Annotated in this window: 22 protein-coding genes; 13 read left to right on the top strand and 9 right to left on the bottom strand. The window is 42.3% G+C overall.

Annotation, left to right across the window (positions count from 1 at the left end; all coding sequences use genetic code 11):
* Positions 1 to 17: 17 nt before the first annotated feature.
* Entirely contained in the window at positions 18 to 1109 is a 1092-nt protein-coding gene (locus DSL64_RS05840; protein ID WP_115829727.1) for a BT_3928 family protein, read from the bottom strand.
* Positions 1110 to 1143: 34 nt separating this feature from the next.
* Positions 1144 to 1692 carry a DUF1599 domain-containing protein gene (locus DSL64_RS05835; protein WP_158547886.1) on the bottom strand — a complete coding sequence of 183 codons (549 nt, stop codon included), beginning with the start codon at positions 1690 to 1692 and terminating at the stop codon, positions 1144 to 1146.
* A 115-nt stretch (positions 1693 to 1807) separates the two neighbouring features.
* Here DSL64_RS05835 and folP point away from each other — a divergent pair, with 115 nt between their 5' ends.
* The 4 genes from folP (at position 1808) to DSL64_RS05815 (ending at position 5389) form a co-directional block, all read left to right on the top strand.
* Positions 1808 to 2656, top strand: a complete 849-nt coding sequence (folP, locus tag DSL64_RS05830; protein ID WP_115829725.1) for a dihydropteroate synthase — start codon at positions 1808 to 1810, stop codon at positions 2654 to 2656.
* Positions 2657 to 2695: 39 nt separating this feature from the next.
* Complete coding sequence (gene cdaA, locus DSL64_RS05825) at positions 2696 to 3499, top strand: diadenylate cyclase CdaA (protein ID WP_115829724.1); 804 nt, start codon at positions 2696 to 2698, stop codon at positions 3497 to 3499.
* Positions 3500 to 3604: 105 nt separating this feature from the next.
* Positions 3605 to 3868: a 30S ribosomal protein S20 gene (gene rpsT, locus DSL64_RS05820; RefSeq protein ID WP_115829723.1), complete on the top strand. Its 264-nt coding sequence runs from the start codon at positions 3605 to 3607 to the stop codon at positions 3866 to 3868.
* A 246-nt stretch (positions 3869 to 4114) separates the two neighbouring features.
* Positions 4115 to 5389, top strand: a complete 1275-nt coding sequence (locus DSL64_RS05815) for a beta-propeller fold lactonase family protein (RefSeq protein WP_115829722.1) — start codon at positions 4115 to 4117, stop codon at positions 5387 to 5389.
* Positions 5390 to 5431: 42 nt separating this feature from the next.
* Here the strand turns inward: DSL64_RS05815 and DSL64_RS05810 are convergent, their stop codons facing one another.
* Positions 5432 to 6106, bottom strand: a complete 675-nt coding sequence (locus DSL64_RS05810) for a lysoplasmalogenase (protein ID WP_158547885.1) — start codon at positions 6104 to 6106, stop codon at positions 5432 to 5434.
* A gap of 90 nt (positions 6107 to 6196) precedes the next feature.
* Between DSL64_RS05810 and DSL64_RS05805 the strand changes: the two genes are divergently transcribed.
* Positions 6197 to 7810: an ABC-F family ATP-binding cassette domain-containing protein gene (locus tag DSL64_RS05805; protein ID WP_115829720.1), complete on the top strand. Its 1614-nt coding sequence runs from the start codon at positions 6197 to 6199 to the stop codon at positions 7808 to 7810.
* Positions 7811 to 7874: 64 nt separating this feature from the next.
* Here DSL64_RS05805 and DSL64_RS05800 read toward each other — a convergent pair whose 3' ends face one another.
* The 3 genes from DSL64_RS05800 to DSL64_RS05790 all read right to left on the bottom strand — a co-directional run bounded on the left by DSL64_RS05800 (position 7875) and on the right by DSL64_RS05790 (position 10793).
* The gene (locus tag DSL64_RS05800) at positions 7875 to 8321 is read right to left on the bottom strand and encodes a DUF4304 domain-containing protein (RefSeq protein ID WP_115829719.1); all 447 of its coding nucleotides are present in this window, start codon (positions 8319 to 8321) and stop codon (positions 7875 to 7877) included.
* Between the two features lie 72 nt (positions 8322 to 8393).
* The gene (locus DSL64_RS05795; protein ID WP_115829718.1) at positions 8394 to 9029 is read right to left on the bottom strand and encodes a gluconate 2-dehydrogenase subunit 3 family protein; all 636 of its coding nucleotides are present in this window, start codon (positions 9027 to 9029) and stop codon (positions 8394 to 8396) included.
* Positions 9030 to 9053: 24 nt separating this feature from the next.
* On the bottom strand, positions 9054 to 10793 hold the full coding sequence (locus DSL64_RS05790; protein WP_115829717.1) for a GMC family oxidoreductase: 1740 nt from the start codon (positions 10791 to 10793) through the stop codon (positions 9054 to 9056).
* 246 nt (positions 10794 to 11039) lie between these two features.
* Here DSL64_RS05790 and DSL64_RS05785 point away from each other — a divergent pair, with 246 nt between their 5' ends.
* Entirely contained in the window at positions 11040 to 11987 is a 948-nt protein-coding gene (locus DSL64_RS05785) for an L-threonylcarbamoyladenylate synthase (protein WP_115829901.1), read from the top strand.
* A gap of 11 nt (positions 11988 to 11998) precedes the next feature.
* Here the strand turns inward: DSL64_RS05785 and DSL64_RS05780 are convergent, their stop codons facing one another.
* Entirely contained in the window at positions 11999 to 13426 is a 1428-nt protein-coding gene (locus DSL64_RS05780) for an ATP-dependent DNA helicase (protein ID WP_115829900.1), read from the bottom strand.
* A gap of 159 nt (positions 13427 to 13585) precedes the next feature.
* Between DSL64_RS05780 and DSL64_RS05775 the strand changes: the two genes are divergently transcribed.
* From DSL64_RS05775 to coaD, 4 genes are all read left to right on the top strand, one after another.
* Positions 13586 to 14008 (top strand): CBS domain-containing protein, encoded by a 423-nt coding sequence (locus tag DSL64_RS05775; RefSeq protein WP_115829899.1) that lies wholly within the window; start codon positions 13586 to 13588, stop codon positions 14006 to 14008.
* Positions 14009 to 14130: 122 nt separating this feature from the next.
* Entirely contained in the window at positions 14131 to 14616 is a 486-nt protein-coding gene (locus DSL64_RS05770) for an NUDIX domain-containing protein (RefSeq protein WP_115829716.1), read from the top strand.
* A 42-nt stretch (positions 14617 to 14658) separates the two neighbouring features.
* Complete coding sequence (locus DSL64_RS05765; protein WP_115829715.1) at positions 14659 to 15564, top strand: DUF3822 family protein; 906 nt, start codon at positions 14659 to 14661, stop codon at positions 15562 to 15564.
* Positions 15565 to 15613: 49 nt separating this feature from the next.
* Complete coding sequence (coaD, locus tag DSL64_RS05760) at positions 15614 to 16099, top strand: pantetheine-phosphate adenylyltransferase (protein ID WP_115829714.1); 486 nt, start codon at positions 15614 to 15616, stop codon at positions 16097 to 16099.
* 71 nt (positions 16100 to 16170) lie between these two features.
* Here the strand turns inward: coaD and DSL64_RS05755 are convergent, their stop codons facing one another.
* Positions 16171 to 16857, bottom strand: coding sequence for an NUDIX hydrolase (locus DSL64_RS05755; RefSeq protein ID WP_115829713.1), 687 nt, complete (start codon positions 16855 to 16857; stop codon positions 16171 to 16173).
* 102 nt (positions 16858 to 16959) lie between these two features.
* Between DSL64_RS05755 and DSL64_RS05750 the strand changes: the two genes are divergently transcribed.
* A complete protein-coding gene (locus tag DSL64_RS05750; RefSeq protein ID WP_115829712.1) occupies positions 16960 to 18261 on the top strand; it encodes a hemolysin family protein in 1302 nt (433 codons plus the stop codon).
* Between the two features lies 1 nt (position 18262).
* Positions 18263 to 18904 (top strand): orotate phosphoribosyltransferase, encoded by a 642-nt coding sequence (gene pyrE / locus DSL64_RS05745; RefSeq protein ID WP_115829711.1) that lies wholly within the window; start codon positions 18263 to 18265, stop codon positions 18902 to 18904.
* Between the two features lie 57 nt (positions 18905 to 18961).
* Here pyrE and DSL64_RS05740 read toward each other — a convergent pair whose 3' ends face one another.
* Positions 18962 to 19990, bottom strand: coding sequence for an aldo/keto reductase (locus DSL64_RS05740; protein WP_115829710.1), 1029 nt, complete (start codon positions 19988 to 19990; stop codon positions 18962 to 18964).
* 142 nt (positions 19991 to 20132) lie between these two features.
* On the opposite strand from DSL64_RS05740, the gene ppk1 reads away from it, so the two are divergent.
* Positions 20133 to 22220: a polyphosphate kinase 1 gene (gene ppk1, locus DSL64_RS05735; RefSeq protein ID WP_115829709.1), complete on the top strand. Its 2088-nt coding sequence runs from the start codon at positions 20133 to 20135 to the stop codon at positions 22218 to 22220.
* Positions 22221 to 22314 lie beyond the last annotated feature (94 nt).

Genomic DNA, 22314 nt, shown 5'->3' with positions numbered 1-22314 from the left:
TACCTGAAACTCAAAGCCTATTTAACCAATTCAACTACTTCCTCTGAAGTTGGAGTGTCATTGTAATGCCATTTCCCCTTCACAATTCCGTCTTGTAACAACCACAAACCAGGATTGGAGCGCGAAATTGTTTTGAGTACCGTGGCATCTACAGAATAGTAAGGAATGCTTAGCTGATGCTCCTGCATGAACTTTTGTATCTCCCCACTGTCTCCAGAGGTAAGAATAATGGGTTCAATCCCTTTGTTTTTTACCTGATTGATAAGTTTGCTAATATCCGGAAACGCAGCCGTGTTGATGTCTGTGAAGTTTTTAATGATCAAAAATAACTTCTTTCCTTTGAAGCTTTCTTCCGTGAAATCCCCTTCATCATTCCAAACCTTATAGTCTGTAATTTTTGGTTTGGCATCTTCATTGAGCACAATCATCTCTTTGAATATCAAAGTGGTATCAGAAGGATACTGCTCATACTTGGATGTTTTACCATCCTTTTCAAAAATATATTGGTATCGTAAAGGTTCAGAAGCTTTCATCTGCGCAGGAATACTTGCGCCTACGCGGTAAGGTAGGAGGTCTATAATCGGAAGGTGACGCAGCGCATATACTGCGATTCCTAAGGATGCGATGGTGGACAAGAGTACAATCAGGCCTGTTGGAAGAGGTTTAAATTTCTTCCGGTAGTAAACGATGACCAGTATGAGAATCAGCAGGAAAATGTCTTTACCAAATGACGTCCATGGTGTCAACTTGATGGCAGCCCCAAAGCATCCGCAGTCGGTAACCTTGTTGAAGTAGGCCGAGTAAAAGGTAAGGAATGTAAAGAACAGAATGATCAGAAGCAGCAACACGGAGGTAGTCCGAGGCTTATAAGCTACTAAAAGTGCAATCCCAAGTACAACTTCTGCTGCACAAAGGAACACTGAGAAATAAAGTGCCATCGGGATTAGTGACACAAACAAATCGTGGAAAGCAGGAAGATCTGCCGCAAATACTTCAAAATACTCTTCAAGCTTATATTGTGTACCTACAGGATCGTTCAACTTGATCAATCCCGAGAAGATAAATAGTAAGCCGACTATTACCCTTGATATCTGAGCAAATATTTTCATTCTGTTATAAAAGTTAAAGCGGGGTATTTTTTGCTTAGTTCGTTTTCAGGCCGTTTGATTTAATCAGGCAAAATACTGCGTAATTGATGATATCCTGATAGCCAGCTTTTACACCTTCCGAAACGAGCGTAAAGCCTTGATTATCCTCAATTTGTTTGATGCGAAGTAATTTCATGAGAATGATATCTGTCATAGACGAAACTCTCATATCGCGCCAAGCCTCGCCATAATCGTGGTTTTTATTGAAAAGAAGTTCTTTTACTTCATTCACTTGTCCATTATACAAGTCCCCGAGTTCATTCGGATCTATATCAACATGATCCTGACCTGTTAGTGAAATCTGAATAAGGGCCATTACGCAATAATTAATGATACCGATAAATTCAGTGGATACATCCTCTTCAACTTTTTGAAAACCTTTATCCTGAATGGTACGAATGCGCTGTGCTTTGATAAAGATCTGGTCAGTAATGGAAGGTATTCGCAGAATGCGCCATGAAGTTCCGTAATCTTTATTTTTTTTTGTAAAAAGATCTTGGCAATACTGTAGGATTTCCTGATATTCCGCTTCTGTGGATTTCAATGTAATTGGATTTATTAAGGCTGGTAGTTTATCAATATTATATTTCAATAAAGCGTGGAGGTGGTTTCGGGAGCAGTAATAAGGTGCCGCTTCTCTTTCCATTCTCTTATTTAATATGGCGCAAGTTAATAAAAAAACGGTTAATGTGGGGGGGAGACTGGTAGACCTGTCAACACCATTGGTGATGGGAATTGTGAACTTTACTCCTGACTCTTTTTACAGCAATAGCAGGGTAAGCTCAGGACAGGCGATGCTTGATAAAGTGGGCAATATGATAGAGGAAGGGGCGGCTATTGTTGATGTCGGGGGCTATTCTACAAGGCCTGGAGCTGCTGAAGTCAGTGAACAGGAAGAGTCTGACAGGGTATTAGCAGTGATAGAACCGGTTAAAAAGTATTTTCCTGATATTATCATTTCTGTAGATACTTTTCGTTCTCAGGTAGCGGCCGCCGCCATTGAAGCTGGCGGGCATATTATTAATGACGTATCAGGAGGAACTCTTGATGAGCAGATGTTTGATACAGTGGCTGCGCTGAGGGTACCTTATATATTGATGCACATGAGGGGGACGCCGGAAACGATGAACCAATTGACGCACTATGACAACCTGGTAGTTGACATTATCAGAGAGCTTAAAAGCAGTATTGATACACTAAGGCAAAAAGGAGTAACTGATATATGGGTAGATCCGGGTTTTGGTTTTGCTAAAAATATTGAGCAGAATTTCAGCTTGCTGAAGGACTTACGGGAATTTGAGCAATTGGGATATCCAGTACTTGCGGGGCTTTCGCGTAAAGCAACCATCTATAAGACATTGAATATTTTACCAGAGCAGGCATTGAATGGAACAACTGTACTTAATACACTCGCACTGGAAAGAGGAGCATCTATACTAAGGGTGCATGATGTGAAAGAGGCGGTGGAAGTTATAAAACTATGGACGGCAACTCAACGTATATATTAAAAAATAGTAATTTAGTCGCGAAATAATATTGAATTTCTTATGCGTGTGGGTTTTTTAAATGTCAATTGGGCTGATATCCTCGACGTCTTTCTGGTTTCAGTTCTTTTGTATCAGGTATATATACTTGTCCGTGGCAGCATTGCCAGCAGGGTTTTCTTAGGATATCTGTTTGTATATGTATTTTATCTGGTTGTAAAAGGATTAGGTTTGGGATTGCTGACTGCCATTCTCCAGTATTTTATGGGTGTGGGGGCAGTAGCGCTGATCGTTATTTTTCAGCAGGAAATCCGTCGTTTTCTTCTTATTATAGGCAAATCCACAATTCATACCAATAATGGATTTCTGAAAAAAATCCTTCGTAATTCTGTTTTGGATGTACAATCCAAGGATTTGAGAGATATTGTCGAAGCAAGTAAGGCAATTGCCGCCAATTTTACCGGTGCCCTTATTGTTGTAAACAAAAGAGATGATCTGAGTAAATTTATTGAAACAGGTGAATTGCTGGACGCGAGGATGTCCAAACCTCTGCTTGTCTCCCTTTTTAACCAGTATAGCGAATTGCACGATGGGGCTATTGTGATTGTGGATGGCCGTATTAAGGCGGCGCGCTGCGTTTTACCGGTTGCTGACGGCGTGGATGTCCCCTCATCGTTGGGTTTTCGCCACCGTGCGGCAATGGGTATGAGTGAAGCGACGGATGCTGTTGTGATCGTAATATCAGAACAAACAGGTAGAATATCTGTAGCAGTAGAGGGTGAGTTGCATGGGAATATCCCTATCAACGAGTTGCAGAATCGCCTGGAGGAATACCTGTCTTCCGATGTGCAACGTATGCCTAAGTAAACTATTATGAATGGGATAAATATATTTCCTTCAGTGTTTGGGAATTGAGACAGATTTTTCTATTTTTGCAAACCGTTTGTGAAAAGAAAAATATCATTATAAGAAATGGCAAATCATAAATCAGCATTAAAAAGAATTCGCGCTAACGAAACTAAGCGTTTGCGTAACCGTTACCAACACAAGACAACTCGCTCTTATATCAAAAAATTGCGTGAAACTACTGACAAAGCTGTAGCTGTTGAAGTATACAAAACTGTATCTTCTATGTTGGATCGTTTGGCAAAGAAAAACATCATACACAAGAAAAAGGCTTCTAACCAAAAATCGAAGTTGGCCCGTGTGGTTAACTCTCTTTCGGTAGCTGCATAATTTTTCTCTGCGAAGATTCGGAACCCCGGCATATTTTGTCGGGGTTTTTTGCGTTAAACAATAGTCCCAATCTGAAGTTGTAGTAGTAATCTAATTGCTCAAAAGTTGTGCTTTCAGGCCTTTTTGCCTTAAATTGCGAGCTTCGGTAGTTGCAAAAGAGGGTGTGTTTTTGTGTTAATCCTTTATTTTCAGGCTAATACAAAATTATATCCGGCAACGATTATTTTAAACTAAACTTCTTTATTTATGAAAAAAGTTGCACTGTTTGCCGGTTTAATTGCTCTGGGAACTATCCCGGCAACAGGCCAGTCACAAGTTAATTTTAATGCGAAAGGGCTGGTTGTTATATCAGACGCGGATATGGCTGCTTCTGCATTGGTTGATGGTAAACTGCTAAGAGATAATACAGCGAAAGATCAGCTGACAACTATTAAATTTCCTTTACAAAGAGGTAGTGCAGGTATCGGTACCGCGCTTGTATCGAACTCAGTGCTTGGATATGGCAAGACAATAGCAGTTCCTCCTGTAGGCGGACTTGCCTATGTATTGGAAAGTCGCTTAAAGCCGGATGACGGTGTAGCTGAGCTCAAAGATGTTGATGCAGAATTTCCGGTGGGAGAGAAGTTGTTTGTGGTAGATATTCTGAATCTGTCTGCACCGAAGCCGAAGTTTGGTTTTTCAGTTGGTAAAAAACCACTTGCTATAGACATTAATAAAAATGAACTGATCATTTCTACCAGTGACAAGGGAAAAGAATTGGTTTTTATCGAATCCGCGGCTGATGGAAAACCAGCGAAAGTACTTCACCTCCCCGCAGGAATTGATTCCACTTCTAAAATTATTGACCTGACCTGGCACCCTTCAGGTGATTTCATTGCTTTCACACTTGACAATACGAAGGAGGTCGGTTTGTACCGTGTAATCCGGGAAGCGGGTAAGCTGAAAAATGTGGAAATGTTGGGTAAGCCGGTGAAGGTAGGTGTGGATCCATCATTTGGTAAATTCTCGTCAGATGGAAAACATTATTTTGTATTGGATGCAAAGGCTCCTAAAGGAAAAGGTATTGCAGGCGGAGAAGTTTTTGTGGTAGATTTTTCGATGGATGGGTCTATTGAACATAAGGTGGCTGGTCAGGCTGCCACAGGCGTGAATCCAGGATCATTTGGTATAAGCCCGGATGGCAAGCTATTGGTGACCGTGAATTCGGGAAAAAGTGGTGCTCCCTGGACGGAAGCCGGAGCTGCGCAGGGAAGTAATCTGACACTATTCAAAGTAGCAGCAGACGGTACCTTAACCAAGGTTGCGGATTATCCTTTCGAAGGAATTTCACCACAAGGGGTTGTTTTCGATAAAGATGGTTCTAATCTGGCTGTGGCTGTGATGGAATATCATGAATACGGCAATGGCAATGGAGGGGTAGAATTCTGGAGTGTTACAAAAGGCGAGACTCCTTCGTTGAAAAAACAAAATGGAAAAGTAAGTGTAGGAAAAGGAGCGCATACGCTGCGTATTGTTCCCTGATCATGCAAACATATAAAATTATCCAGGCAGACCGGTTACTCTTTAATCGGTCTGCTTTGTTTTTTGTAAGCCTGTCACGATTAGGTATTGGGCTGCCGCATAAGTACCCATAATCCAGAGTGTACGGAATGGAATTGCTACCAGGAATTTGTCGATGGCTATACATGAGTCGGAAATCATAAATAAAATGGCACCGATTAGAACTAGTTGATATGATTTAGTGGAAACAAATGATCTTCTGAGTGCTGCCAGCCAGGTCATCATTGCAATACTCAATGCATAGATAGCAACCGCGAATCGCATTAGGAGATCAGGCAGCTCGGGAAAGAGCAGGAAATACAACGCAAATGCGCAAGTGAGGAATGGAATGCCAATAACAAGAGAACGGGTTGAGAATTTGCCAGCACTGATCTGTTTTTGAAAAATTAAAATGTAACAAATCTGCATGAGCAGAAAGCTGCCAAGGCCGGGAATGAACAGGTCGGTATCTCGTATCATTAGAAAAATATCTCCAGCCAGGGCAAACAATAAACCAGTCACGAGCCATCTGTACTCTGTCGGTGGCAGGTTGTTATTTTTCCAAAGGAACCCAAGCAGGCTTAAAACAATCAATGGCTTAGTCAGATAAACCAATAATACCTGACCTGTCATGTCTGCATAAATTTCAGATAGGGTAATAATGGTAAACAGAAACGTAAAAAGAATACTTCTTTTCATCTCATTTGGTAGGTTAGAGGCGATAAGGTATGCGAAATCGCTATGAATTTCGTATTTTTGCGGCTTCATTCATAAAAAATAAATTTTAAGATGATTACGGTTCAGAACGTATCGCTTCGGTACGGTAAAAGGGTTTTGTTTGATGAAGTAAATATAAAATTTGTCCCGGGCAACTGCTATGGTGTGATTGGAGCGAATGGAGCAGGGAAATCTACATTTTTGAAAATTCTCTCAGGTGAAATCGAGCCACAAACTGGACTGGTGAGCATGAATCCCGGGGAAAGGATGACATTCCTGAAGCAGGACCAATTCGAATTTGATGCTCATACTGTAATGGACGCTGTGATTTTAGGGCACGAACGCCTTTATAAAATCATGAAGGAGCGGGAAGCTATATATGAAAAGGAAGATTTTACAGATGCAGATGGTGAAAAAGCAGCCGAATTGGAGGCAGAATTTGCTGATCTGAATGGATGGGAAGCTGAAACTGAAGCTGCTCAGCTATTGAGCGGACTTGGGTTGGGAGAAGATATGCACTCTGCCAAAATGGGAGACCTGAATGGTAGCGATAAAGTGCGTGTACTTTTAGCTCAGGCTTTATTTGGCAATCCTGACGTGCTTTTGCTGGATGAGCCTACCAACAACCTTGACGTTGAAACGGTACTCTGGCTGGAAAACTTCCTAGCCGATTTCAAAAATACGGTTATCGTTGTTTCTCACGACCGTCACTTCCTGGACGAAGTTTGTACGCATGTTGTGGATATCGATTTCAGTAAAGTACAGATGTTCTCAGGTAACTACTCTTTCTGGTACGAATCCAGCCAGCTTGCGTTGAAGCAGCGTCAGGATGCGAACAGAAAATCGGAAGATAAACGTAAAGAACTGGAAGACTTTATTCGCCGATTCAGCGCGAATGCTTCTAAGTCCAAGCAAGCGACATCCCGTGCCAAATTGCTGGAAAAACTAACGATTGATGATATTAAACCTTCATCACGTAAGTATCCGTATATCGCATTCAAATCCGAGCGTGAAGTAGGAGATCAATTGCTTCGTGTAGAAGGGTTATCCAAAACTGCTGAAGACGGTACTCCGCTATTCAAAAACCTGAGTTTTAATATCAATAAAGGAGATAAGATTGCATTTGTAAGTCGGAACGTAAACGCGATCAGCGGGTTTTTCGATGTAATAAATGAAGTGCAGAAAGCGGATGCAGGTGAATATACCTGGGGAGTAACGATTACAAAATCCTATTTCCCCAAGGATCCGACAGAATTCTTTGATGTGGATTTAAATCTGGTAGATTGGCTGCGTCAGTACTCAGAAGAGAAAGATGAGAGCTTTATCCGCGGATTCCTGGGACGTATGTTGTTCTCTGGTGAAGAAGCGCTTAAAAAAGCGAAAGTGTTGTCAGGAGGGGAGAAGGTACGTTGTATGCTGTCAAGAACAATGCTTTCCAGTGCAAATGCCCTGGTATTGGATGATCCTACTAACCACCTCGACCTTGAATCGATCACAGCCCTTAACAACGGTCTGATTGATTTCTCCGGCTGTCTGTTGTTCTATTCCCATGATCACCAGTTCGTTCATACTATTGCCAATCGTATCATCGAAATCGGGCCGAAGGGAATTGTCGATAAGCTGATGAGCTATGATGAGTTCCTGAAAGACGAAACAGTGAAAGCGCAAAGAGCTAAGCTATACTAGTTTCGGGTTGATTATTAAAATAAAAGGGTCTGTGATCGAAATGATCGCAGACCCTTTTATTTTCTTATATTTCTATATCCAAGAATTTTTTTGTCGCCTGAGTTAACATAACACTTCTTCGTTGATCCTCTAAGATATGGCCCCTGAGATCCATGATAGTATTAATAGAGTTCAACTCCGCTATCATATTTTTTCTTAAAATTTCTGTGAACCTTACGACATCTGTGTTTTCTTGGTTTTCAAAGTCAAGAAAAGTCTTAACGAACTGATTTTCTTCGCTCGTTATACTACTTAATCTGTAACTATAATGATGATACCAATCGCCTAAATCCAGGCCTTTGATTATGAAACCGTAATTAATATAGTAGAGTTTAGAGAAATTGGATCTTTGAATGTCTACTCCCTTAACTAATTCCTCTGTTTCAATAGACCATTTTCGGTCTTTCTTTTTGTAACCTAATGGTTTTAGCTCACTGTGAATCAGATCAATGAGTTCTTTTACTTCCTGCATTTACAATGATTAATTTTCTACAATCACATCTGCTTCTTAGTGCTGGCAGATGTGATTGTGAATTTTATTTCTCTAAACAATATACTTCTCATACTGCTTGATCACATCAGCCGGAGGGCCTTCCCAGATATTGGGCGTGTTACCTACATATCCGATGTCGTCAATCCCGATTCGGGTCGTGTAAAACCCGGAAGCCGTCAGGTTACGCATCAGATTAAAAAATGCTACTCCCTGGCTGTAAATCGGTTTAGCTTTCTCCGGATAGGCGATGTCGTCAACGATCTGTATTTGCTGGTCTTTGGTGCAAAGCGTGAATATCTTCTTAAAGCGCTTATTAGCCTCATTGTCAAGCCACTTCAAACCTCCGCGAAGCGGTGTCTGGTTTTGAGGCATATCTTTGGCAATGAACTCAATAAATGCCGGTACTCCTGCCTGAGAAGCGCTGCCCGACTTACCGTCAGCAGGAATGATAATATCACACAACACTTTAATGGTAGCAAGTTCTGCTACGGTGAAGAATTTCTCCTTCATCAGTTTTGCATCGTGGATGGCTTCTTCCTTCATCCGTCCGCCAGGGACTTTGATCGGAGTTTCCGGCGGCAGGTTGCTGTCAAGCTCTCTTTGCTCCGCCATAGCTACCTGCGGATTAAGACCCGCAATACCTAATGAGCTGAGCGTAAGTGCTTTTAATGAATCTCTACGTTTCATAATAATTAAATGACGTTCAGGTGATTAGATATTTTTCTTCTTTGTCTGATCAATAATGTAGTCAGATGCTCTCCACGCCAAAGCAAGGATGGTCCAGGTTGGGTTTTTATCCGCCTGCGATACGAATGATCCACCATCCGCTACGAATACGTTTTTAGCATCGTGAGCTTGCGAGAACCGATTCAGCGCAGAAGTTTTAGGATCATCGCCCATTCTTACAGTACCCACTTCGTGGATAATCCGTCCGGGAGCAGCTATACCGTAATTGGTATCAGCACCTGGCTTCACGCCGCTTGCCACACCGCCTAAAGCATGAATGATCTCTTCAAAAGTGTCATGCATGTGTTTGGCTTGCTTGATCTCGTAATCCGACCATTTGTAATGGAAGCGTAGTACCGGAATACCGTATTTGTCAACTACCGTCGGATCAATTTCTGCGTAGTTATCATAATTGGGAACAGCCTCTCCGCGACCTGCCATTCCGATGTAAGCACCATAGAATCTTCTGTAATCCTCTTTCAGAGATGCCCCGTATCCTCCTGCTGGTTTCATTACACCTGCAGCAGTTGCATACTTACCGTTCATGGCCTCTATACCTGAGCCGAAACCATAAGCTGGCATACCCATGCCGCCACCGTATTCGATATGGTATCCGCGGGGGAAATCCAGTTTTTTATTGTCGAGCCACCACGGTGTATACACGTGCATACCACCCACACCATCTTCATTATATCTCTTACGGTCCATCAGGTGAGGAAGGAATGCACCTCTGGAAGCTCCTGTAGAGTCATGCAGGTAACGGCCAACCACACCGCTGGAGTTTGCCAGACCATTCGGATGTCTCTCTGATTTGGAGTTCAGAAGTAAACGTGCTGACTCACCAGCACTTGCTGCCAGTACAACCACTTTTCCTTTGATGGTATGCTCAGTTAATTTTTCACGGTCAACGTAAGAAACCCCTGTTGCAAGACCCGTATTAGGATCAGTTAGTACTTCACGCGCCATGGCGTTATTGATCAACGTTACATTTCCGGTTTTTACCGCCGGAATAACCAAAACTGACGATGAAGAAAAATCGGCATAAGCCTGGCATGAACGCCCGCATTGGCTACAGTAAAAACAGACACCACGCTGGTCGTTGATAGGTTTGGTCAGGATGGATAATCGGGATGGGATTACCGGAACATTGGCTTTCTTACCTGCCTTTTGCAGAAACATCTCATGAAGACGTGGCTTCGGCGGCGGAAGGAAAATTCCATCCGGCTCGTTGTCAATGTTTTCAACGGTACCGAATACACCGATCAGTTTATCTACCTGATCATAATATGGTTTTACATCGTCGTAACCAATCGGCCAGTTGTCGCCAAGTCCGTCAATGCTTTTTCTCTTAAAATCCTTTGGGCCGAAGCGAAGCGAAATACGCCCCCAGTGGTTGGTTCTTCCTCCAAGCATTCTGGATCTGAACCAGTCGAACTGAGTACCGTTTTTACGTGTGTACGGCTCTCCTTCAATTTCCCATCCACCCCAGGCTGCGTCAAAGTCGCCAAATGGACGGTGGTTTCCTGCGCCTCTTCTGGGGGATTCCCAGGGCCATTTAAGTTGGGTAATGTATTTAGGGTCAGCTGGATCAAAATAGCCGCCAGCTTCCAGCAATGCTACTTTGGCGCCGGCTTTGGCAAGCTGGTAGGCCGCCATTCCACCGCCAGCACCGGAACCGATGATAACGACATCGAATACCGTTGGCTGTTCTTTAATTTGAAACATAATTAAGGGTTAGATAAAGTATATTTTTTAATAAATATAAACACAGAAAATGTATTGAAAGTACAATGATATTGATTTGAGACTTATTTAAAACGAATCTAAAATGGTACTTTCTCTAATCACGAAAAGGACTATCCGGATAATGAATAAAATGCGTTAAACACCTCATATTGATGCCGACGGAATGCATCTTTAGCAACTTGAACGTGTTTTTGATTAACTTTGCATTTTGTTAATGAAGTTATTTTGGCTACAATAGGTAAAGACATTCAGGCTGCTGCGCAAATCCTCGCTGATGGACAATTGGTGGCAATTCCTACTGAAACTGTATATGGATTAGGCGGAAACGCATTAAACCGGGCGTCAGTTTTATCCATTTTTGAAACGAAAAACCGTCCGGCATTTGATCCTTTGATCATACATACGGACTCATTGGAAAAAGTAGGTCATTTTGTGACAAAGTTTGATGGAATGGCAAAGGCTTTGGCTGAAGCCTTCTGGCCCGGACCACTGACATTACTTTTGCCTAAACGTGACATTATTCCTGATATTGTTACCTCTGGATTGGACATGGTAGCAGTGCGAATTCCTGATCATGCATTGACGCTGGAATTGCTTGGAACGCTCGATTTTCCGCTTGCCGCTCCAAGTGCGAATCCATTTGGTTATATAAGTCCTGTTTCTGCGGCTCATGTAGATGCGCAACTGGGAGATAAGATTGCCTATATACTTGATGGAGGTGAATGTAACGTAGGAATTGAATCAACCATCGTAGGTTTCGTTGAAGATGTCCCTACCATATACCGTTTGGGCGGACTGGCTGTGGAAGATATTGAAGCTGTAGTAGGGAAAGCCAATGTTCTTCCGCACTCGACATCTAACCCTCAGGCTCCGGGTATGCTTAAAAGTCATTATGCCCCCCGGAAACCGTTTTTTATAAAATCTGCGGACGAGCTTCTGCATGCTCCCGCCGACGTTGCTGTTTTGTTTTTTACCAAACCTGAAGCGCTTTCTACAAATATAACACGGGTCCTGAGTGACACGGGTGATGTACGGGAAGCGGCCCATAATTTGTTTACTTACCTGCGAGAGCTGGATACTTCGGATGCAAGCGAAATATGGGCGGAATATACTCCTGTGAACGGTTTGGGTGTTGCGATTAACGATCGTTTAAAAAGAGCTGCAGCGCTTTAACAAGACAGAATTTATTTAAAAAAATGCTGGTGAAAATTCATTAGAAAAACTTCATCTGTCGCCCTGGTAATTGCGGTGTAAAGCCATCTGATAAATTCAGTATTTACCTGTTCCTCGGGTAGATAGCCCTGGTCGATGAAAACTGCACTCCATTGGCCTCCCTGCGATTTATGAGTTGTGAGCGCATAGGCAAATTTAACTTGTAAAGCGTTCAAAAATGGATCTTTACGAAGGGCTTCCATTCTTTCTTTTTTTGACTTGATATCGGCATAATCCTGCTGAATACTGTCATAAAGTTTTCTGTTATCCTCATTCGAAAGCGATGGCGAAGCAGAGTGAAGCGTATCAAGAATAATCTTGGCGTCAAATTCAGGTTGCTTGTCGTAATCAGTGAGTCGTAATGTCACGTCCGCAAAGCGGAAGCCGTGCATTTCCTGTGTTCTTCTGATCTTCAGCAGTTCTACAAAATCCCCATTTGCAATAAAGCCGGCCGGTGATTCTTCTTCCAGAACATTGTAGTTGTTACGCACAACCATGAGCCTGTCGCCTGCGTCAAGTTCGTCCTCAGAGAAATTAATTATTCGGCGGATGTACTCATTATACTGTACAGCAGACTTGTTGGACCGCGTGAGAATAATTGTGTTTTCTTGTCCGAATTTTTCATAAGCATACCTGAGTCCGTCTTCCAGTTTATCTCCGGTCATTCGGAACACGTCACGATATGATTTAGTGGCAATGTTTATTTGCGGCTCCTTCTGTGTCAGCTGATTCCTTAATTCTGTGGCATTATACAGAATGCCAGACTCAGAATCCTGCCGCATTACTTCTCTGAGCTCTTCCTCAAAGATGCTCATGTCATAACGTTTAGCCAGAAAGCTTTTTTCAAGTGCCGGACTGAGATCCTGCCCTACGGGTGGAAGCTGAGCCACATCACCGATCAGCATCAGTTTATTACTTTCATGTTCAAATACATATTCTATCAAATCGGAGAGCAGACTTCTGTTGCCAAAATCGGCCTCGTCCGTAATCATCGACGCTTCATCTACAATGAAAAGTGTTTTGGTATGGTAGTTTTTTTGCCGTTGAAAAGAAAGAGATCCGGTGTAAGGATCAGCAGTTTGCTTGTAGATTTTTTTATGAATGGTCAATGCTATTTTATCGGCATAGCCCGACATCACTTTCGCGGCTCTGCCGGTAGGAGCGAGCAGTACTGATTTGTATCCAAAAGAAGGAATCACTTTAATCAGTGTACTGACAATTGTTGTTTTCCCCGTACCGGCATAACCTCTGAGTAGAAAACAATCCCTGTATCTTTCCAGGCCTTTTTTCTCAACAAGGAAACTATCGGTTTGCTTAAAAAAGCGTAACTGACCTTCTGTAGGGCGGAAGGGAAAGCGTTCGGCAAGAAGTTTGGACGGGAGCTTCTGGTTTGTTTGCATGGCAGCGAATCTAAATGAAGCTTTGGTCAATTCCAAAGTATGCAGCGGGTACAAAAATATGCAACTATTTAATTGGACTTTAAATAGGTAATTCTCTATATTAGTTTCAAGTATGATCTTATCCTAATAACCTGAACATGTATGCAAGTATTTCAAGTGATGGGCAATAAGCCTGTAAATGCGTTGTACTCGGTTGCAAAGAGCAATACTGTTTTTGAAGCTCTGGAGCTTATGGCCGATAAAAATATCGGGGCAGTGCTGGTACTGGAAGATAACAAGCTGACCGGGATTTTTTCTGAACGGGATTATGCACGTAAGGTAATTCTACAAGGGCGCGCATCGCGTGACACGCTGATCGCCGATGTAATGACGAGTAAGGTAATTACTGTGGAGACAGATCAGAAAATTGAAGAATGTATGCAGATTATGGCTGATAAGCACATACGCCATTTGCCGGTGAATCAGAATGGTGAACTGGTCGGTATTATTTCAATTAACGATATTGTTGCTGCGATCATCAGAGAGCAGAAGAATCATATTCAATCTCTTGAGAACTACATCTCGGGAAATCCGTATTCCTGATCATTTATTAACGATTCAATTATTTCCATTTGCTGAATTGCAGGATTTGTAAGTACATATCCTGCATATTTATTCTATTGCCATATGTAGCGGGTTGCTTATCTTTGCCATCCCCAAAATAGATGTCTTTGGAAAAACCTGTCACAGCTGTTGAAAATACTTACGGAAATCGAGTGCGTGTCCGTGTTTGCGGGTTTTGCGTGATGGACGATAAGATCCTGCTGGTGAATCACAGCCTGTATCCGGGTCAGGATTTCTGGAGCCCGCCGGGTGGAGGTGTGGAGTTCGGAGAAACGACATCAGAAGCGCTGAAACGGGAAATAAGGGAGGAAACAGGCTTTATTGCTACAGTAGATTCTTTTCTGTTCCTTAAAGAATTTGTAAATCCGCCTTTACATGCAGTTGAATTATTTTTTCAGTTTAGTGTCTCAGGTGGGGAGCTGATTAAGGGATTTGATCCGGAATTCGCACCGGATGAACAGATTATCAGTCACGTGAAGTGGATGACGCTGGCAGAATTGACAAGTATTGATGAGACAGCCAGGCATAGTGTGTTTTCAGGAATAGACAGCTGGGACGTTTTGCTGGCGAAAAGGGGGCTACTTTGATGGATAGGTGAAAATGATTAAAATAAGCTAAATAAACTATTTGTGACAAACTCAGATAACCAGTCAATTGAAATTATTCCTACTCTTTTAGTAGGCGACAGTTCCTTTGATTCTGATATGATACCGCTTTGTACACTTTGTATTGAGGTGGACGACCGGCGTATTCGCTTCTGTATCGTCAGAGATGAGAATATGGAATGTATCTGGCTTGAAGACTACAATTTTGAGAGAGCACTGGGACAAGGAGATGTTTTTGAAAAACTGAAAAAGATTTTCACCGGACATTTGCTCTGGTCTTCTAATCATTGGAAAAACGTGCGAATCGCGATTAATTCCAATGCATTCAGTCTTATTCCCCGTGTTATTTTTGATAAAGATTCGGTTAAAAATTATCTGGAATTTGCTCTCGGTAATCCCGTCCCGGACAATGAGAGGGTTTTATATCATGAACTTCCGATTGTAAATGCCTGCAACGTGTTTAGTATTCCCGTGCTTTGGTATGATTGGATGATCAATCATTTTCAGCATTCGAGTATAACATTTTACCATATAACCAGCCCGCTCATTATAGGCTCGCTTGTAAGCCATGCAGAGCAGCGGGAGCTGAAAATAGTATCTGCCTATTTTGAAAAGGATCATTTTACGCTTATAATCAGTGAGGGAAAGCAGCTGATTTTATGCAACCGATACAAGTTTTCGCAACATCAGGAATTGGTATACATTATTCTTTTTGCACTCAATCAGCTTAATTTTCATCAGGAAGAAATAAAGTTGCTTGCGTACGGAGAAATATCGGTAACATCTGAATTGTATGAAGAGTTGTCGAAATTCTTTCCTAACATGCAAATAGGAGTGGGGCCATCTACACTGAAATACAGCGCGCAATGCGGAGAAATCCCCGGTCATCGTTATTTTGGCCTCTTTAATACATATCTGGTATCTTCCTGATTAATCCGTTTTTCAAAAGGAAGTTCACTACTTAGCTAAAGGATATTTTATGAAGCGTATTGCATTGTTTCCGGGATCTTTTGATCCGTTTACGAAGGGACACGAAGATATTATTTTGAGAGGACTACGACTTTTTGACGAGGTAGTGATCGGGATTGGAAATAATGCAACCAAGAAGCGTTATTTTCCGGTGGAGGTGATGAAAGAGTTAATTGAAAGAACATTCGAGGGGCAACAAAATGTAAAAGTGATCACCTATGATGATTTGACGGCCAATGCCGCCAGGCAATTAGGAGCTACTTTTTTATTGAGGGGCTTGCGCAATACCACTGATTTCGAATATGAGAACGGTATTTCTCAGGTGAATCGTTATGTCTACGAAGAGATTGAGACTGTTTTCCTGATTACATCTCCTAATCTTGCCCCGATCAGTTCCAGCATTATTCGCGATCTGCATCGCTATGGGCAGGATGTAGATGATTTTTTACCTTATTCGCTTTCTGAGTTGAATAAATTGAAAGAGGAGAATCAGTAATCTACCAAATGAAAAACGGCGCTAATCAGTTTTTGAATTAGCGCCGTTTTTGTATACGATCGAAAATAAAGTTATTCCTTAACCTCCTGTTGTTTCTTCAAGCTATCCACTACATAACGTATTGAGCTGAAAGAGTTTACAAGTATAGCTTGTCCTTCAGTCTGAGTCAGCCAGCTTAGCTTTTCGATTTGTTCATCAGCCTGGGGTGCCATGGCTGAATCGTCAGTACAATCAAGCAGATACCATTTGGTTCGTTTCAGAATTCTGCTGTTGTTCAGACTGTACGTATGCCATGTGGTACATACCCTGTCTCTGATTACAGCCTTTACACCGGTTTCTTCTTCAATTTCACGAACGGCCGCTTGTTTGGAATTTTCCCCTTTGTCAAGCTTTCCTTTAGGCAGATCCCATTTTTTTCTTCGGAACATAAAGAGCCACTTCCCATCTTTCACGACAACTCCACCCGCTGCTTTGATTACCTTGAATAACCCCTTAATCTTATCTTCGACTTCTGATTTTTCCCTTGTGGCCATGGTCAAAGACAACAGGTCGCCAGGCATCTCTTTTTCCAGAATCGATATTGCCTGAACTGCAGTGGAAGCGGTGGTATTCAAAAACAAAACATGGCCGGTTAGTAATGATTTAGTCAGTTTTGTAAGACGAAGATCCACAATACGGTCAAACTGTGCTGTATCAGTCTCTGATATTTGATTTGTCCTTACAATTTTGAAGGGACGGTCATCGAAGAAAATAATCATTTAGATGGTATTATGTAAAATCCGTGTCAAAATTAAGTAAAGAGTTTAGTTTAGACAGTGATTATTATTGATAAATTTGTGGCATTAATAAATTAAACGTTCTTGGAACTCCTAATCATTTTATTGTTGGTGCTTCTCAATGGTATTTTCTCCATGTCTGAGATAGCACTCGTTTCCTCCCGGAAATCCCGTCTTGAAGCTGCTGCCCGAAATGGCGATTCAAGTGCAAAAGCGGCTCTGAACCTCGCAAATTCACCTACCAAGTTTCTATCAACAGTCCAGATCGGAATCACGCTCATCGGTCTTTTGACTGGTATGTATAGTGGTGACAACATCACTGCAGATTTTGAAGCATTCATCACCAAAATAGACATTCTCAAACCTTACAGCCATACATTAGCGGTTGGTTCTGTCCTGGTATTCATCACTTATTTGTCGCTGGTATTAGGTGAGCTGGTTCCAAAGCGGATTGGTATGGCCAATCCGGAAACGATTTCCACTTTCATGGCTACGCCCATGAACCTGCTTTCGAAAGTTACAGCTCCATTTATTGCGCTTCTTGGCTTTTCAAGTGATTTGATTATTAAGGTGCTGAATATCAAGCAAAGTGAAAATTCGGTTACTGAAGAAGAGATCAAAAGTCTGATTCAGGAAGGCACGTCAGGGGGTGTCTTTGAGGAGATAGAGCAGGAAATTGTTCACAATGTATTTCAACTGGGCGACAGAAAAGTAACATCATTGATGACCAACCGACAGGAAATTGTCTGGCTGGATATTGAAGATACAGTAGAGGAAAACAGAGCAAAAATTTTTGAATCAAGACATTCGATCTATCCTGTTTGCCGCAATACTGTAGATGAGGTAGTGGGTTTGATCTATGTAAAAGACCTGATCGCTACAGATATTGATGAGCAATTGGCTAACATTAATGCTATCCTGCGCGAACCGGTGTATTTGCCGGAAAGCAACAGGGCTTACCAGGCGCTGGAGAAGTTTAAAGAGCAGCGTGTGTACTTTGGGATTATTGTCGATGAGTACGGCGGACTGCTTGGGGTGATTACCATGCACGATATAATGGATGCTTTGGTAGGTGATATCTCTGAGGATATAGAGGAAGCATCGGAAATTGTGACGCGGGAGGACGGAAGTTTTCTGATCGACGCGCAGCTGCCTTTTGATGATTTTTTGCAGTATTTTGGATTGAATATTCATGAAGCAGAGCGGCGTACATTGACTGGTTTTAATACCCTGGGTGGTTTTGTATTGCATGTTTTAGAAAATATTCCTAAAGTAGGAGAGACTTTCACCTGGAAACATTTCGATTTTGAGGTAGTCGATATGGACAGGAGCAGGGTGGATAAATTGCTTGTAACTAATAATAAAAAAGAAGATAAGGACGAATAATATGTCAAACGATCAGAATGTAAGTGGGCAGATTGCAGAATTGCTTTTGGAAGCGAAAGCGATAAAACTTAGTCCGGAGAAACCTTTTCAGTGGAGCTCAGGCTGGTTGTCGCCGATCTATTGCGACAATCGTGTGGCTCTGTCTTTTCCTGACACCAGATCATACATTAAAAAAGCACTTGCTGAACTTATCAAAAGCGAGTTCCCAGATGCTCAGGCTGTAGTGGGTGTGGCTACAGGAGGTATAGCACAAGGAGCACTTGTTGCAGATGTACTCGAACTGCCATTTGCTTACGTTCGCCCAGAGCCGAAAAAACATGGGATGGGTAACCAAATCGAAGGTCGCCTGGAAGCAGGTAAGCCGGTGATCATCATCGAAGATCTTATTTCTACAGGAGGAAGTTCTTTAAAGGTAGTGGATGTACTTCGTGGCGCAAATATTGAGGTTGCGGGTATGGTTGCTATTTTTACTTATGGATTTGCAGTAGCTGAGCAAAATTTCGCAGAGAAAAATGTGAAGCTGAAAACGCTTTCCAACTACGGAGCGCTGATAGAAACAGCGGTAGAAAGTAATTATATTTCTGCAGAACAGGTTGAGAGCCTTTCGGCGTGGCGTACAGCTCCTGAAAGCTGGGGCAAATAGTTGCAAAAATTCGTGTCAGGTATGAGTTATTACGTATCTGACACGAATTGACTTAATTTAGCTCTTTATACGGTGATTGTGCAATTTTTCATACATTCCACCGAATGTTTCTTCCTTCACCCCATCCGACTTCAGAAATTCGTGTGGAAATCCAAGCTCAATCTGACTGACTTCATTAAGCTTTCGCATTTGTTCAGCAGGTATTTCGAACGACAAACAACCCAGAGAGTCTGTTAACTGTGTGGATTTGGATGCACCTATAATCGGGATCATTACTTCTTCCCTCTGGCGAGCCCAGTTTATGGCAATCTGAGCGGGCGTAGCATCTAGCTCGTTGGCAATATCGACCACCGTCTGCGCTACCTTACTACTGTTTTTATTTCTCCTCGTACTGTCTTTTGGGACTCTTCCTGTCTCATCACGAAGGTATTTTCCGGTCAGTGCACCACCACCTATGGTTCCCCACGGAGTCACGGCCAGATCCAATGCTTTTGCCATCGGAATTAAGTCTCTTTCAGGTGTGCGTTGCAGCAATGAGTATTCAAACTGAATAGCAGCAAATGCATTCCAGCCTCTGAAATCAGCAATGGTATTGGCCTGCGATACAACCCACGCAGGCGTATCGGAGATGCCAATATAATGGACAAGGCCACGGCTTACCAGATCGTCCAGTCCGCGCATTACTTCTTCCACAGGTGTGGTATTATCCCAAAGGTGAACCCAAAGAAGGTCAATATACTCTGTATTGAGTCGTTTCAAACTGGATAGTACCGATCTCATCATATTTTTACGGTGATTGCCTGCAAAGTTCAGATCATCATTCCGGTCTTTCAATGTGAATTTGGTTGACAGCACCCAGTGGTCGCGGTCGGATTCTATGAATTCGCCGACATATTTTTCAGATGAACCTTCGGTATATCTGTTTGCAGTATCAATAAAATTGCCACCTGCATCCGCATAAGCATCAAAAATCTTGAAACTTTCGTGCTTATCTGCTCCCCATCCCCAGTCGGTACCGAATGTCATGGTTCCTAAACATAGTTCGGATACTCTGAGTCCCGATCTGCCCAATAACTGATAATTCATATATAATGGTTTTTACTCTATCGTGAATATATTCCCTTCACCGATCCGTTGACCGCTTAGACATTTAATGCTACAAAGTTATGCCCTTACCGGCCAAATGTGTTTATATTGTGCCAAATTTATAAGCTTTTTAACCGCAAAAATGATTGATGTTACTCACCCTTACTTTGATGTAAACCTAAGTTGGCTGTCTAATAATTATCGGTTATTGCTGGAAGCGAATGATGAATCGGTTCCGGTAAGAGAGAGGCTTCGTTTTTTAAGTTTGTATGCGAATCAGACTGAGGAGTTTTTCAGGGTACGTATCACAACCCTGATGGCTTTGGCAGAGGTTACAAGTGATATAAGGGCCAAGTTGAATATATTTCCCGACTCATTGCTGGAGCACGTCAATGAGACACTGGAAAATCAGTTACACGAATTCCACGAGATACTTGCCGGGAGTATTTTGCCTGCTTTATATGAACATGGTGTACATCTCTACTTTGATGAGCAATTTGCCGAAGAACATATTCCGTTTCTGAGGAACTTCTTTCTCAATAAACTCTTCAGATATCTTCAACCTATCTTTTTGGATGGAAGGAGAAACTCCAAACTGGTCTTTTTTGAAAACCGGCAGTTGTATCTGGTTGTTCGTCTGCGTCGTAGCGACTTTTTTCAGGAAGATCTCTATGCTACTGTAAATGTGCCGGAAGAACCATTTGGTCGTTTTCTGGAACTTCCGGAGACCGACGGTCGTAAACATGTAGCTTTTCTGGAAGATGTGATCCGGCAGAATCTTTCCCTTTTATTTCCGGGATATGAGGTGCTGGAAAGTTATACGCTCAGGGCTGAGCGCGACACAGAGCTGGTGATTGAGGACGAATACCAGGTGCAGATCTCACAGAGAATCCTTAAGCAGCTGGATAAACGTAATTTTGTGTTGCCTTCCTTGTTTTTTTACGAAGCAGGAATGCCTGAAGACATGCGTAGTGCCTTGTTCAATAAGGCAGGGATACCCATGAATGAATTCCACCAAAGGGGCTCCTACCTACATATGCAGGATCTGTCGGATTTTCCGTCATTTGGTAAAAAACTTGATTATCCCATACAGAGAGCACTGCAGAATCCGGAGTTTGAAGACCATGTTTCGGTATTTGAAACGATCCAGCGTGCAGATCAGTTGCTACATCTTCCTTACAATTCCTATGAACCTATTGTCCGGTTTTTCAGTGAAGCGGCTACGGATCCTTTCGTTCGGGAAATTCACGTATCTCTTTATAAGATCAGTCCGAATTCATTTATTTTAAATTCTCTGATCAGTGCTGCCAGAAATGGAAAAAGGGTAACCACGTATGTCGAACTCAACAGTAAAATGGATGCTCACGAGAATTTGCAATGGTCCAGGAGTATGCGTGATGCGGGAGTGAAGATTGTACTCAGTGTCCCCGGGCTTAAAGTGCACGCAAAAATGGCGTTGGTAAAACGGAAATTGCAGAAAGGTTGGGAGCGGTATGCATTTTTGAGCACGGGCGGATTTTATAAGCTTACAAGCCGCGAGATAGTAGATCATGCTCTGCTGACAAGCGATAGGGAACTCACAAACGAAGTAGAGTTGCTTTTTGGCTACTTATCTACCCAGGACGAACCAAAAAAATACAAGTATCTGCCATTTAACAATTTAATGGTAACGCAGTTTAATCTCCAGAAAAAGCTGGTGGATCTGATTGATCGTGAGATAGCGAATTGCAATGCCGGCCTTCGGTCATTCATTACTATTAAGGTAAATCAGCTACAGGATCATATTCTGATTGATAAACTGTATCAGGCCGGGCAGGCGGGTGTACCCGTACATGTCATTATCAGCGAGAGTTGTAGTCTTATTGCCGGGTTGCCGTCTTTGAGTGATAATATTACAGTAAGCAGGCATATGGACAGGTACATCGAGAATACCAGAATTTTCCAGTTTGGAAATCGTGGCAATGATGAAATCTATCTGTCATCCTGTGACTGGACTTACAGGAATTTACATCGCAGAATTGATGTTTGTTTTCCCATACTGGATGAAAATGTGAAGGGGCAGGTGCGGCAGGTACTGCGCAATTACTTTAATGACAACCAGAAATCTGTACGTCTGGATCTCTATCAGAATAACCTGAGAATCACAGATGATTCCCGTATCAAAGTCAGGGCGCAGGAGGCTAATTATAAGATGGTGGAGCGTTTGGAAAAGGGAGGGGTGTCCCGCTAATATGCTGATGTTGTAACGCAGATTTTATTTTTTTTCAGGAGTTGATTTTTTAAAATGTGCCTTAAAAATTAGTGAGTACACTTTCTTCTACATT

The organism is Dyadobacter luteus (genome assembly GCF_003383615.1).
GTDB lineage: Bacteria > Bacteroidota > Bacteroidia > Cytophagales > Spirosomataceae > Dyadobacter > Dyadobacter luteus.
This window is presented reverse-complemented; position numbering and strand designations above follow the sequence as displayed.